Annotated in this window: 8 protein-coding genes; 1 reads left to right on the top strand and 7 read right to left on the bottom strand. The window is 64.5% G+C overall.

Annotation, left to right across the window (positions count from 1 at the left end):
• Positions 1-12: 12 nt before the first annotated feature.
• The 7 genes from SKA58_RS01215 to SKA58_RS01245 all read right to left on the bottom strand — a co-directional run bounded on the left by SKA58_RS01215 (position 13) and on the right by SKA58_RS01245 (position 11,478).
• Positions 13-1,521 (bottom strand): MFS transporter, encoded by a 1,509-nt coding sequence (locus SKA58_RS01215; protein WP_009820510.1) that lies wholly within the window; start codon positions 1,519-1,521, stop codon positions 13-15.
• Positions 1,522-1,645: 124 nt separating this feature from the next.
• The gene (locus SKA58_RS01220; RefSeq protein WP_009820511.1) at positions 1,646-4,096 is read right to left on the bottom strand and encodes a glycosyl hydrolase 115 family protein; all 2,451 of its coding nucleotides are present in this window, start codon (positions 4,094-4,096) and stop codon (positions 1,646-1,648) included.
• Positions 4,097-4,217: 121 nt separating this feature from the next.
• Entirely contained in the window at positions 4,218-5,333 is a 1,116-nt protein-coding gene (gene bglB / locus SKA58_RS01225; protein WP_009820513.1) for a beta-galactosidase BglB, read from the bottom strand.
• A 1-nt stretch (position 5,334) separates the two neighbouring features.
• Positions 5,335-8,349, bottom strand: a complete 3,015-nt coding sequence (locus SKA58_RS01230) for a glycoside hydrolase family 35 protein (RefSeq protein WP_009820514.1) — start codon at positions 8,347-8,349, stop codon at positions 5,335-5,337.
• Between the two features lie 10 nt (positions 8,350-8,359).
• On the bottom strand, positions 8,360-8,674 hold the full coding sequence (locus tag SKA58_RS01235) for an L-rhamnose mutarotase (RefSeq protein ID WP_009820515.1): 315 nt from the start codon (positions 8,672-8,674) through the stop codon (positions 8,360-8,362).
• Positions 8,675-8,743: 69 nt separating this feature from the next.
• The gene (locus SKA58_RS01240; protein ID WP_037542403.1) at positions 8,744-10,264 is read right to left on the bottom strand and encodes a rhamnogalacturonidase; all 1,521 of its coding nucleotides are present in this window, start codon (positions 10,262-10,264) and stop codon (positions 8,744-8,746) included.
• 11 nt (positions 10,265-10,275) lie between these two features.
• Positions 10,276-11,478, bottom strand: a complete 1,203-nt coding sequence (locus SKA58_RS01245; RefSeq protein ID WP_009820517.1) for a rhamnogalacturonan acetylesterase — start codon at positions 11,476-11,478, stop codon at positions 10,276-10,278.
• 350 nt (positions 11,479-11,828) lie between these two features.
• Here SKA58_RS01245 and SKA58_RS01250 point away from each other — a divergent pair, with 350 nt between their 5' ends.
• Entirely contained in the window at positions 11,829-14,771 is a 2,943-nt protein-coding gene (locus SKA58_RS01250; RefSeq protein ID WP_037541993.1) for a TonB-dependent receptor, read from the top strand.
• The last annotated feature ends 59 nt before the right edge of the window (positions 14,772-14,830 follow it).

The raw sequence follows: 14,830 nt of genomic DNA on the forward strand, positions 1-14,830 counted from the left end.
CTCCCTTTTCCTTTATCGCGCGGCGGCGCCCGCGACCGGGTTGTTGCCCCACAGCTGATCATAGCGCCAGCCCGACAGATCCTCCACCACCGCGCGGGCGGCCGGGGTGCTGGGGGTGCGTGCGCCGCTGCGCAGATGTTCTATTTCGTGCATCAATATATCGTGCGTCGCGGGGCTGAGGCGGAAACGGGTGGAAATATAGATGCCTGCCGACAGGCACCCCACCGTACCGATGCCCAGCAGCAGCGCCATGGTCAGGATCGCCTGATCGCTCTGCACCTGCGCGCCCGACACGAAGCCGCCCGCCTGCATGATGAATCCGACGCCCGCGACCGCCGCCGCCTGGGTCGCCTTGCGCACGAAGGTCATGACGCCGGCAAAGCTGCCCTCGCGCCGCTGGCCGGTGACGATTTCATCGACGTCGGCCATATAGTTGTACGTTGCCCAGGGAATATAGTTGAGCGCGCCGCGGCCGAGGCCTGACAGGATGATCGGCAGCCAGATCCAGGGTGACGTGGCGGGCACGCCCAAAAGCCACAGCCCGACCAGCGCGAGCGCGCCGACCGCGAAATCCGCCGCCGCCACCTGATAGGCGCGCGATGGGGACGCGCGCAGCGCCAGGTTGATCGCGATGATAACCGCCACGAACTGGACGATATACATGGTGCCGAGCAGCCCCGAGGCGATGGCTGTCGAGCCGGCCAGCGCGAAGATCACGAAGAAGGTGAAGGCCGCGTTGAAAATGTCCTGGCTGATATAGCCGCCCAGATACATGCCCAGATGCAGGCGGAAGGCGCGGATGCGCATGGTGGAAAAGAGATTGCGGTAGAGCGCCTTCAGAGCCTGACCCGGCCCGCCGGCGGTACGTGGACCGGCCCGCGCCGCGGCGGCGGCTTCGGCGGGAAGATGCCGTTCCCAGCTGAATGCGTAAAGCAGGCCCGCCGTGGCCATGAACAGGATGGCGAAGATGATGCCCATGTAGAAGAAGGTATCGGCACTGTCGCGACCCAGCGCCTCGATCAGCCAGAGCGGCAGGAAGCCGGCGAGGATGGCGGACGCCTGACCGAAGAGAATCCGCGACCCCGCGAATTTCGCTTTCGTCCGATAGTCGCTCGACATTTCGGCGGCGAGCGTTTCGAACGGGATGATCTCCATCGCGTAGACCAGTTCGAACAGCACATAGCTGACGAGATAATACCAGAAACCCTGCCCTGGCAGCCACATCAGCGCGAAGCTGGGCAGCAGGGGAATGGCCGCGAGGATGAAGAAGCGCCGACGACCGAAACGCTGGCCAAGCCAGGTGCCGCCGAAATGATCCGAAATATAGCCGATCATCGGTGAAGCGAAGGCATCGAGAATGCGCGCCACGGCAAAGATGGTCGCCGCCTGGCCGGCGGACAGGCCGCAAAATTGCGTGTAGAAGATCAGCACCCAGCCCGAGATCACCGCCATCGACCCGGCACCCAGCACGTCGTTGGAGCCATAGGCGAGATAATTGTGGAGGCGGACCGGGCGCGTCACGGGTGGGGCAATATCGGGCAATTCAGTTCCTCCGCCTCGTCATGCGATGCGCCCATTCTTCCTGATCTTCGCGCACGTGACATAGCTAATGTCATATAGTGGGTCGCTATCACATATTTTGGAATTAGTGCAAGCTGCCATCCAACATCCGTTCCGGCAGGAACCGCACCGCCTCCACCAGCAACGGTTCTCCTGCGCCTTCAAGGGCTATGCGGTGCGCGCCGCCGTCAAGCCGCGTGGGGACCGGCACGGTAATCCGATTGTCCAGCACCGCATCGGCCCAGTCGCGGTCGCCGGTCGTACGGGGAATGTCGATGCGTTGACGCCTGCCGTCGACCGCCACGACGAGACGCAGCGGGCCACCGTCCGCGCCGGCATAGGTGGGGAGTATATCGACGACCATGCGCCATGAACCCTGGGGTAGATTGATCCGGACGCGGGCTGCGCCGCTGCCATCGCTCGCCAGAACCCCATCCTGCCGCCCAAGGCCATCCACCTTGCGCCAGCCGGCCGACACGGCAAAACGATCCGGCGCGACGATCATAGGCGCGACGGTCGGCGCGGGCGCGGGGGACGTGGCGCCGGACCTGGGTCCAGGCAGCGGCGCGTCGGCTGAGGGCAGCAGCGGCGCGGCCATGCGATAGCTGCGCCACTGGCCGTCGGCCGGTTCCATCGCCATCATGCCCCGCCACTTGCCGCCGGCAAGGTCGCGATTATAGCGCCGGGTCAGCGCGCGAAGCTGTGCGTCGGCCGCCCAGGCCATCCGTCCCCGCGCCGTCGCTCCGGCAAGGTCGGTATCGCGCAGCTGGTCATGGGCTTCGGCGGCAAAGACGCGGCGGTTGGCGGCGGCGGAAGCATGCACTGGATAGGCGAGCAGTTCGAAAAAAGCATCCTGCCGCGCGGCAGGAATCGACGGGGTGAGGGCGTCGGTCGCCGCTTCCAGCCGCGCAAATTCGGCCAGCCGGGCATCGGCCTGCGCGATGTCGAGCGGGCTGGGGTGCGCCTTTTCACCGGGCAGATACCATTGCAGATGTTCGGGCCGCCGCGCGAAGTTCAGCCGGTGATAGGCGGCAAAGAGCGGGGCGATCCGCGCGCCCTGTCCCGGCGCGATGTTCTCGTCCGCCCATTGGGCGACAACATCGTCGATCGGCCGCGCGCGCGTCCCTTCCACATCCCAGGCGAGGCGCAGAAAATAGTCGGTGGCAAGCTCGGCGGGCTTGAGATCGCCGACATTGGCCACCCACATCATCCGCGCGCCCCGATCCCAGGCGCGGCCCATCTCTTCGCGGATGAGCGCGGGCGGCGTGGTGGAGATCCAGAGATAGGACAGCGGCGCGCCAAGATAGGAGAGATGATAGTAAATGCCCGATCCGCCCGGCCGGGCGCGTTCGGCGGCATCGGGGAAGCGACGGATATAGCCGAAATTATCGTCCGGCCACATCAGCGTGACGTCGTCGGGAACGGTCAGCCCGGCGCGATAAATGTCGAGCACTTCCTTATAGGGCATGAACACCTGCGGCGCGCGTTCGATACCATGGTCGCGGAGCATGGCGCGCTGGTCGGCGAAGATGCGCTCCAGCGTTGCGCGCTTGTCCGCCATGCTGGTGGGGCCGACCATGCCGCTGTCATGGATGCCGCGCATCCCCAGCGTCCAGACGCTTTCATAGCGGGCGTTAGTCGCGACTCGTTCGCGCCAATAGGCGCCGACGCCGCCGGAATTTTTCGCATAGTCGAAATCAGCGGCCGGGGCAGTCCATTCGCCCACATTGTTGCGCAGCATCGGTTCGGCATGGCTGGACCCCATGACGATGGCATAGCGATCGGCCAGGGCGGCATTGGCGGGATCGGCGTTGAAGGGCCGGGTGATGCGGTGCATCGCCGGCCAGAGCAGATTAGCCTTGAGCCGGAGCAACAGTTCGAAGACCCGAGCGTAGCTTTTGGGGCCGAGCGGCGGTTCGTCCGGGGCATGGGTGCCTGCCGCCCAGGGGACGAGCCCCCAATCCTCGTCATTAAGGAAGATGCCGCGATAGCGCACCGAAGGCGGGCCGAAGCGGCGGGTGCCCGGTGAGACATGCAGCGCGTCGCGATGCAGCGGCGTGACGTCCGCCCACCAATGCCAGGGGGACACGCCGATGGCCTGCGACAACTCATAGGCGCCATAGGCGGTGCCGCGCCGGTCGCTGCCGATGATGAGCAGGGCCTGCCGCACGCCGGGCGCGGGGCGGTCGATGGTCTGGATGAGGAAGCTTTCCCATGCGCCGCGCAGGCGGGAAACGTCGATGCGACCGCTGGCGACCAGCCCGTCGATGGCGGCGTTGCGGCCCAGCGTGCCGATCCAGACCTGTGCCGTGCCGCCGGGGGACGCGCCGGTGACCCTGGCGATGTCGGCGCGTAGATCGGTGGCGGCGATCTGGACCACCGCATGATCGGCGGGATCGGTCACGATCCGCGCGGCCGCGCCATCGGCCGCGAGCGGAAAGCTGCCTTGCCCGGCGGCGGCGCCGACCCAGTCGGCGGCCTGCGCGCGTGCGCCGCCAACGAGCAGCATCAAGATCAGGCACAGCCGCGCCAGCATCAGGCGCGGTTCGGCTCGAACGCGGGAAGCGCCGCCAGCATCGACATGCCGGCGGCGCCCTTCAGCAGAAAGCGGCGCTCGAACGGTCCTTCCATCTCCCTTCCTCCCGCCGCTGACCGCGTCAGATATAGGTGCGCAGAAATTCCCCAAGCGCACAAATGGCCAGGCTCTGGCCATAGGGCATGGAGGTGAGCGCGATGTCCTTGTAGAATTGCTGGGTGTCGCCCATCGCGGTGCCGAAGCTGACCTGCTGCAATTCGCCGGCTTCGTCGATGTTCGCGAGCACGCCGCGCACCGCCTTGATGCCGACATCCTCATAATGGCGGGGCAGATAGCCCTTACGCACGGCCTTGAGGATGCCATAGGCAAAGCCGGCGGTAGCCGAAGCTTCCAGATAGCTGGTCGGATCGACGATCAGGGTGTGCCACAGGCCGGTTTCCGCGTCCTGCGTCTCGGCAAGCGTCTTTACCTGCGCGGCGAGCGTGTCGATCAGGAAGGTGCGGAAGAAGTCGCCATCCTTGAGGTCGAGAATCTCGATGATTTCAGGGATCGCGATCGTCACCCAGCAATTGCCGCGCGCCCACAGCGCCTGCGCGAAATTGTGACGGCCGTTGAAATCCCAGCCGTGGAACCACAGGCCGGTCTTGGTATCGAACAGATATTTGATGTGGACCAGGAACTGGCGCTTGGCTTCCTCGATATAATGGGGGCGGTTCAGCAACAGGCCGATCTTGGCCAGCGGCAGGACCGACATCATCAACGTATCGTCCCACATTTCGCCGGGATTTTCGTCATTATAGACGATGTGCTGGAACCCGCCCTCTTCGGTCTTGGGCAGGCCGTCGGGCGCCATCAGCCATTCGGCCCAGGTGTCGAGATAGGGGATGTAGCGCGGGTCGGGTTCATATTCATAGAGATAGGCCAGCGTGATGAACGGGGCCATCGTGTTGATATTCTTGGTCGGCGTGCCTTCGGCAAAGCGATCCTCGAACCATTGCTTGATGATCTCCAGCGCCTTGGCATCGCCGGTCTGCTCGAAATAGCGCCACATGCCGAACAGGCCGACGCCATGGGTCCATTCCCACCCGGCCCAGCCCTTGGTGTCGATGATGCGGCCATCGTCCAGATGGAGCAGGAATTCGCCGGTCTCGTCCTTGATATTGACGAGATTGTCCATCAGCCGGCCGATGGACTCGACGACCTGGCTGCGCGGGACGTCATGATTGAGAGCGGCCACGTTATTTGATCTCCTTGAGGTCTGAAGGTGCTTTTGGCGCGGTTACCATCTGCACGGGCAGACCGCCTTTGACGTTGCGAAGGGTGACGAGGCGCACGCTTTCCAGCGCGTCACCGGGCGCGCCGTCCGACGTGACGGCGAGCGCGACATGATTTTCGCCCCGATGATTGAGGATGCCTTCGGGAATGGGGAAGGTGCGTTGCGGGCCGATATGGGCGATGAACTGGCCCATGTTCCAGCCGTTGACGAAGACCAGCACGCGATAGCGAACCGGTGACCGTGGCGTGTCGGGATTGCCGAAGCTCAGGCCAATGGTCGCGTCCTGCCCCTTGGGCACGGCAAGGGTGAAGGCGGTGCGGAACCAGCTGGTGCCTGCCATCGCCTGTTGCGCGGGGACGCTGGCTTTCGCCCATGCGCTGTCGTCGAAGCCAGGCAGGTGCCAGCCCATCCGCTCGCCATACAGGCCGCCATTATTGGCGACGCCCCGCACCGGGTCGGCCAGCGTCTCGCCGCCCTTGCGCCCCTGGATCTTCCAGTCGATCGGCACGGCGAAGCTGCGGCCGGACGGGCCGCCTTCCAGCGAGGCGGAGACAAGGCCGCGCGCTTCCTTGTGGAAATCGTCGGAATCCAGGTCCCAATTATGGCCATTGTTGCGGACCATGACGGACAGGACATGATCGCCCGACTGCGCGCTCGCGGGCAGGGCGAAGCGGGCCGTGCCGGTCGTGATCGGGCGGGGGAGGCCATGGGGCGTTTCCGCTTCGCCCAGGAACCGGCCGTCGATCCATGCCTGGACGAGGCCTGATCCGCCCGCGCCATAGAAAAGCGAAAGCGCCTTTGCGTCGGGCGTGCCGGTGAAGCGACCGCGATACCAGACGTCGCCTTCATGGAAGCCATAGGCGTCCATCAGCATGTTGGGCTGGCCATCGGGGCGGGCGGTGGTGCTGGCATAGGCGCGGCGATCGATCGCCTGCCAGGCGCTGTCGTCAAAGGTGGGATCGGATTCGGGCGAGCCCTTGGCCATGCGCCAGTCGGTGAGCGGCGGCAGGGCAATGTCGGCAGGTCCCGCGAGCGGCCGGCTGGCGGCGATGCTGCCAGCCGGCGTGGCGGCGGTTGCGACCCGGGCGCCATTCCATGTGACGGCGCGCACGGCGGCAGGCGCCCAGATTTCGAGCGGGCTGTCCTGCGCGGTATCGCCGGTGAGCGCGAGCGTGCCGCCGCGCACCGACGCATCGCGCAGCAGGACGGGGCCGCGCACCAGCATCCCGTCGCGCCGCCAGTAGCGCGCCCCTTCCGCTTCATCGGCAAGGATGAGGGTCAGCGGGGGACGCCCGCCGCCTTCGACGCGCAATATCGCGCGGCCCTGATGGGCATATGTGATCTTGAGGTCGCCCTTGCCTGCGTCAAAGGCGCTGGTCGCCTGTCCTTCGATCAACGTCACGCGGGGCGCGGAGGCGTAGCGCAGGACGGTTTCGCCCGGTTCGCCCGCACGGCCGTAGAACAGCAGCACGTCGCGGTCGCCCATGCCCTGCGCCGATTGCAGCTCCGATGTCGAATAGACGAGCCGCTGACCGCCCAGATTTGCGCCGGCGATCAGCCATTTGGCGTCGAAGCCATTGAGCTGCATCGGCACGGTATAGCGGCCATCGGGCAGGTCGGCGGTGAAGCTGAAGCTGTCGCGGCTTTGGCCATTAGACGGCTTGTGCGTCACCATCAGGAAGCGGGTGTCGGTTTCCGGGCTCTTGTTATGATAGACCTGAATGTCGGGATCGCTGATCTGGACTGCGCCGGCGGGAATCATGCCGGCCAGGTCGGGGACAGAGGCGATGAGGCCGCCCAGCTGCTTCATCTCCTCCGCTTTCTCACGCAGCGCGCGCGGTTCGGAAATGGCCGCGCCATAATCATAGCTGGTGAACACGACCGGGGCGGGCAGCCAGCCCCAGCTGGTGCCGCCATAGGTCATGTAGAAGCTCTGGATGCCGATGCCGTTGGCCAGGTTGGTACCATAGAAGACGCGCTGGAACCGCTTGCCGCGCTGGATCGCGTTGCAGTCATAGCCGCCGTTCGACCCCCAATAGTCGAACCAGCCACCGCCAAATTCGGCGAGGAAGCCGGGCGTGTCGGGGGAAGCCGATGCGCCGCCTCTTGGGCCGCCCGGACCATAATAGCCCCAGTCGGGCGCGGCCGACCCGCGCGTGGGTTCGCCCTCCACCGTGCAGGTGCCGCCGGGATAGCCGTCGAACGCATACATGTCGTTGGGGCCGTGGACGACCTTGTCCACCTGGCTGCTTTCCGGCACCCAATAGCCGTTGCGGCCCTGATCGTTATGGAAGATCGGCACGGTGATGCCGTCGGCGCGTGCCTTGGCAAAGATATGGTCCATGTAGCGCCGCTGCGCCGGCGTGGTCAGCGCCAGCTCATTTTCGATCTGATGCAGGATGACCCCATATTTGCGCTTGGGGTCCGCATTGATCTGATGCCGGGCGATGATCGGATTGATGTGGCTCAGCCATTCGTCGGCCGCCTTGAGATAATCGGGATCGTCGGTGCGGGCGCGGGCGCGCTGGTTGACGAGCCAGCCCGGAAAGCCGCCGCGCGTCAGTTCCGCATTCACATAGGGGCCGGCGCGGGTGATGACGTAGAGGCCCTCTTCCTCCGCCATCGTCAGCAGCCGGTCGAGATCACGGATGCCGGTAAAGTCGTAAACGCCCTGTTTCGGGCTGTGATAGCCCCAGTCGAAATAGAGGGCGACGGTGTTGAAGCCGCTGGCCTTCATCTTCTGAAGGATGTCGCGCCACAGATCGGGCGAAGGCAGGCGGAAGGGATGGAATTCCCCGCCCCAGATGATGGCCCGCTTGCCATCGATCATCAGCGAGCGCGCGTCATAGGAAACGCGGCCGAACGTCTTGACCGGCGCGGACAGGTTGGCGGTGGGCCGGGCTTCCTGCGCGCGGACGGGCAGGGGTGCGGCAGCGAGTGAGGAGCCCAGCAGCAGGGCGGCGATCAGGGTGCGCATGGGTGTGCCGTCAATCCATGTGGAACAGCAGGGGGAGCGGCCATTCGCGCGGCTGGTTGCCCGGCTGCACTTCCATCAGCGGCGCCATATAGTCCCACCAGCGCTTCATCACCGGATGATCGGGCAGGGCGTCGCGGCTGTTGTCGGCACGCAGCTTGAGCACGGCAAAGAGGCTGAGCGTGTCTTCGTCCAGAAAGATTGAATAGTCATGGATGCCCGATTCGGACAGCAAAGCGGACAGTTCGGGCCATATCTCGTCATGGCGACGGCGATATTCCTCGACCACGCCGGGCTTGAGCTGCATCTTGAAGGCGTGGATCGTCATGGCTTCCCCTCGATGAACCATATTATGGAACCTTAGACCGATATTTGGTAGCAGTGTCCCATATGTTCGTCAATCAGCCAAAGGCGTGTCGCGTATGGTGAGACGGGCGACGTCATCGAGCAGCAACGGCGGCCGCGCATCGGGCGCTTTGGTCGTCGCAGTGAAGCGGTCGAGCGTCAGCCCCTCGACATGCCGTGCCCAGAGCGCCCAGCTGGGCAGTACGCCGAACATGCTGGGTTCGGGATAGGCGTCGGCCAGTTCGGCCGGGCGACGCGCGGCGTCCTGCGCCGTCCCGCCGCCGGCATAAGCCAGGTGGACGTCGCGCAGCACCACGTCGCGGATCGGGTGGCCGGGCAGGCCCGCCAGCGCGGCGGGAAAACGATGGTCGATGCCGCGCGCGTCCACTTCGCTGATTTCCACGTCGCGAATCATGCCGATGCCGGTGTCCTGCGGCCCACGCCGGCGGTCGCCGAGGCGCAGGAACAACGGCGCGGTGGTGACGTCGCGCAGGGTGAGGCGGCGGGCGACGATATGCTCCATCGCTCCGCCATCGACGGTTTCCAGTGCGAGGCCCCGGGAGCGCGTGAAGCGGCAATCCTCGATCCGGATGTTGCGATAGCCGCCATTGCTTTCGGTGCCCAGCTTGATGCGGCCCGTGACCCGGTCCTGATCTGGGGCGACCTGCTGGGTGGTGCCGCGCGTGCCGTCCAGCATGGACCCCATGTCATAGCCCGACACGTCGCAATCGCGGATCAGGATATTTTCCGCCGCGATGGCGCGGCCGAGCGCATAGCTGCTCTTGACCACGATGGCGTCGTCATTGGGCGAATTGACGCGGCAGCGTTCCACCAGCACATCGCGCACGCAGTCGAGGTCGATGCCGTCGCGATCGGTGTCGATGGAAAGGCCGTCGATCGTCAGCCGCTGCGTTCCGGTCGCCAGGATGGCGAAATGCCCGCCCTTCAGGATCGTGAAGCCCGACAGGCGAATGTCGCGGCCATTTTTGAGCGCGATCGCCTTGTTGCCAAGGCCGCGCATCTTCGCCGCGTCCGGTTCCAGCCTTGCGATATCGGCATCGGTCATCTGCGCCATGGACAGCGGCCGTTCGCCGGCCTGCGTCTTCCAGCGCGCGCCGGGGCCATCGCGGGTGAGGCCCACGCCATGGATCATGCCCGCCCCCGTTATCGTCACCTGTTCAACATTGTCTCCCCAGATGAGGCTGTTGTGCCAATGGCTGTGGCCGAAATCCTGATAGAGCTGGTCGATGCCGTCTTCGGGCAGGTCATAGCGCCCTGCATGACGGGCAGGGTCGGCCGCCTCGATCACCGCGCCGCCCGCCAGCAACAGGGTGACGCGGCTTTGCAGCCGCAGGGAAAAACAGAGATAGCGCCCGCGCGGCACGATGACGGTGCCCCCGCCGGCCGCGGATGCGGCCAGGATCGCGGCGTTGATCGCGGCGCTGTCGATCGTCCGCCCGTCGCCGCGCGCGCCATGATCGCGCACGTCGAACTGGCGCGCGGCATGGGCGGGGAAAGGCAGGCTGGCAAAGCCGCCGGCGATCAGGCCCAGTGCGACGTCGCGGCGGCTCATCGCCATCATGCTCAATTGCCGGCCGGGCGCTGATCGCTGTGGATCAGGCTGGGCACAATGGCGATTCGCTCTGCGCTCGGCGGATGGCGCGGATCGAATGCCGGCGCCGTAACGTGCGGCGCAAGATCGGGAAGGATCGTCCGGATCCGCTGCGCCACGGCGCTAGCCAACAGGAAAGCGCCATAATTATTGTGATGCGTCTTGTCGCGACCGCCATCGTTGAAGGCAGTGGGGGCGACGTCAGGACCAAGCGCTTCATAGATGGCGCGACTATCAGCGTTCAGGTCGATCAGCGGCACGCCGTCGTCCCGAGCGACGCGGCGCATCGCATCGGCATAGGCGCCCAGCGTGTCCTCTATCCGGCCCCCGGCGTCGAAATTGCGCCGCTCGGGCGATGTGACCAGCACCGGATGCGCGCCGCGCCGCCGCGCTTCGGCGATGTAGACGCGCAGCCAGGCGGGATAGGTGGTCTGCGGATCGACATAGGTTTGCGGCCATTGCCGTTTCTGGTCGTTATGCCCGAACTGGATGAACAGCCAGTCGCCCGCCTTCATGCCCGACAGCAATTTCGCCAGGCGCAGGTCGCTGGAAAAGCTTTTCATCGTCGCGCCGGACTTGGCATGATTGGCGACCGCGACCTGATCGTCCAGCATGGCCGGCAGCATCTGGCCCCAACTGGCCGCCGGTTCGGCATACTGGTCGGTAACGGTGGAATCGCCGGCAAGATACAGGGTCGGCGCATCGACGGACGCGATGTCGAGCGAGGCGACGCGCGGCTGGCCCAGAAATTCCAGCGTCAGCTTGTCATCCCATGTATATTCGGCGCGGTCGCCCGGCGTCAGCAGCACCCGCGCGCCACCGGGCGCATTTTCAGGGGGCGGCGGCAGCGCGGGGGTGCGGATATTGACCAGGAAACTGCGCTCTACATACTGGCCCTTGCGCGTGGCGATATTGCGCAGCATCAACCGCCGTGCTTCCGCCTTGACGCTGGTGTTGCCGGCCGATGTGCGACTGCCCAGCCGCACCGTCACGCGATAATTGCCCTCCGGCAGCGCAACGGAAAACAGATAGTCGCGCTCCGTCACGCCCGGCTCCATGCCATGCCCGCCGGGCTGATAGACCTGATGGCGCTGCGGCGATCGGTCGCTGAGGTCGAAATGGAGGGAAGCCGGCGCGGCAGCGGCCATGGCGATCAGCAAGAGCGGCAGACTCATGACGGGCTGCACATCCGGTAAGGAAGCAAAATGGGGGAATATGCCGAGGTCGGCATATTCCCCCAAGCCGACCGCCCGTGCAGAGGCGGCGATGGGTGCGGCCCGCGCCTGGCGGGATGACGTGGGGCCAATATCCTCAAAAGGGATTCTCCGTCCCGTTAAATAGTTTTGAGAACCATATATCGGGACTTGCCGAAACGACAAGGCCTTTATCCCTCATGTAGTTCATATTGTGGTATTATCAGCCATATGTTGATTTCTATGGCATTGACGCGCGAATCCGTATAAATTGAGCAATGGTTCCATATAGCGGGACTTCCGGGAAAGGCCGGAATCGAAGGGGAGGATTTATGTCTGTTCAGGTGACACGTGCCATGTTCGCGCGCCGGGTGTCGGCGCTGGCGATGATTTCGACCATGATGATCGGCGCGTCCGCCGCTGCGCAGGAACAGGCAGAACAGCAGGACACAGCGGACATTGTCGTCACCGGCTTCCGCGCGTCGCTGGACAGCGCGCTGGGCATGAAGCGGCAGGAAGCCGCGGCGATCGATTCGATCGTGGCCGAAGATATCGGCAAATTCCCTGACTCCAACCTGGCGGAATCGATGCAGCGCGTGCCGGGCGTGGCGCTGGCGCGTGGCGACGGCGGCGAAGGCCGCAATATTTCGGTGCGCGGCCTGGGCGCCGGCTTCACCCGCGTACGGATCAACGGGATGGAAGGCACGTCGCAGACCGGTTCGTCGGACATTTATGGCGCGGGCAATAATGGCCGCAGCTTCGATTTCAACGTCTTCCCGACCGAAATCTTCTCCGCGCTGACCGTGCGCAAGACCCCGTCGGCCGATGTGGAGGAAGGATCGCTGGGCGCGACAGTGGACCTGTCCGCGCCCAAACCGATGGACCAGAAGGACGATTTTGTCCTCTCCATGACCGCGCGCGGCGTCTATAACGAACTGTCGAAACAGGTCGATCCGCGCGCGTCGATGCTGATTTCCAAGAAATTCGGCGACAGCGGCTTCGGCATCCTCGGTTCGATCGCCTATCAGAAGCGCAATATCCGCGAAGTAGGCTATTCAGCGGTCGATATATTGTCGGCTAATACCAATGGCGGTTTTTGTTCGCCATTGGGCGCGCCGATCAACACCGCCGGCCAGACGCCCGAGCAGTTGCTCTTGCGCGGTGTAACGGCGGAAAATTGCAGCACAGGCAATCCACGCACCAGCGACCCTGCCGCCTATCAGGCGATTCAGGACCTGCGGCGCGACGACCTGCCCAATACGCCGGGCAGCGGCGCCTTCCTGCCGCGCCTGCCGCGCTACCTCAACAGCGAACAGGATCAGGAACGGATCGGCGGATCGCTGACGCTGCAATTCAATCCCGACGACGACACCGACATTTCGCTCGACCTGCTCTATTCGCGGTTCGAAGTCACGCGGCGCGACAATTATATCGCCGCTGTCTCCTTCGCGCGGTCGGCGTCCAATAATGGTCAGCCGATGACGTCGGTGCGCGATGTCGAATTCGATGAGAATGGCTCGCTCGTCTATGGCGCGTTCGACGGCGTCGATGTGCGGTCGGAAGGACTGGTCGACAATTTCGTATCGACCTTCAAGCAGGCGAACCTCAATTTCCGCCGTCGCCTCAACGACAATCTGGAAGTGAGCGGCATCGTCGGCTTCAACCGGTCGATCTGGGACGGCAAGAAGCGCCTGCAAACCTATATGGACGCGATCGACACTGATGGTTTCACCATCGATTTCCGCGATGGCGGCACGACGCCCGTTCTGGGCTTCGGCATCGACGTCAATGATCCGGCCAGCTTCAACTATGCGCCGGGTCGGCCCGATGGCACGGTCCTTGGCGGCTTCAGCTATCAGGGCAAGCCGTCGAAGAACACCACCGACAACATGACCGGCGAAATGAACTTGAAATGGACGGTCAATGACGCGCTGTCCTTCCGGGCGGGCGGGCAATATCGCCGCAGCGATTTCAAATCGACCTTCCTGCGGCCCTATTCGGCAGACCTGGTGATGCAGCCGCTGCCGGCCGGTACCAGCCTGGCCGATCTTACGCGGTCGATCACGGGGGTCGACAAGCTGTGGGGCAATGGCGCGCCGTCCAGCTGGGCAGCGATCGACCCGGAAAAATGGGCCGACACCTTCGGCTTTGATTCGGTGCGCTATTGCGGCGTCGAATGCGGCGGCGGCGACAGCCGGGTCCGCGAAGAGGTGATGAGCGGCTACATCATGGCCAATTTCGATCTGGAGGAGGCGATCGGTTTTGGCGTGCGCGGCGACATCGGCGTGCGCTACGTCAAGACCGACATGCGCTCGTCGGGCTATATCACCGTGTCCAGCGCGACATCGCCCACCGGCCTTGGCGGGCAGTTCGCCGCGGCCACCAACAGCTATGACGACTGGCTGCCGTCGGCGAATATCGTGATCGAGCCGGTGCGCAACGTCCTTGTCCGCCTGTCGGGCGCCAAGGTGCTGGCGCGTCCGGAACTGGGGCTGCTTACGCCCACCAGCGGCGTCAACGGCGTGACCCGCGTCGGCAATGTCAACAACCCCTTCCTCGACCCCATTCGCGCCAACACGTTCGACGTGGCGGTGGAATGGTATTTCCGCCCCGGATCGCTGCTGTCGGCTGCCTTCTTCTACAAGGACATCAAGAGCTTCATCCAGAATGTGAACAGCCAGATCCCGTTCAACGAACTGGGCCTGCCGATCGAGCTACTGGACGGGACCAACACCGCACCGACCGAGCTGTTCACCGTGTCGCAGCCCTTCAACACGCCGGGCGGGCCGCTCAAGGGCATCGAGCTCAATGCGCAGATTCCCTTCACCTTCCTGGACGGGTTCCTGGGTAATTTCGGCGTGCTGGCCAACTACACCCATGTCACATCGAAGATCGACTATATCCTTGCCAGTGTGAACGGTACGCCAACGGTCACAACCACGGCGGACCTGGTCGGCCTGTCGAAAAATACCGCGTCGGGCACGCTCTATTATGAGGATGACAAGTTCTCCATCCGCACCACCGGCAATTTCCGCGACAAGTTCATCCGCGGCATCCCGGCGTCGCCGGGCAGCGATCTTCAGGGCAATGCCAAGACCTTCTACATGGATGCGTCGGCCAGCTACAATGTGACCGACCGGCTGAAGATCATCGTCGAGGCGCAAAACCTGACCGATGAACAGAACCGCCTTTATATCGACAGCCAGCGTCAGGACACGCTGTTCGAAACGCGGATCGGCCGGACCTTCACCTTCGGCGTGACCTACCGGATGTAATCCCCCAATCCTCCCGAAACTTGAAGGGCGCGGTCACATCTGTGGACCGCGCCCTTTTT

Source organism: Sphingomonas sp. SKA58 (genome assembly GCF_000153545.1).
GTDB lineage: Bacteria > Pseudomonadota > Alphaproteobacteria > Sphingomonadales > Sphingomonadaceae > Sphingobium > Sphingobium soli.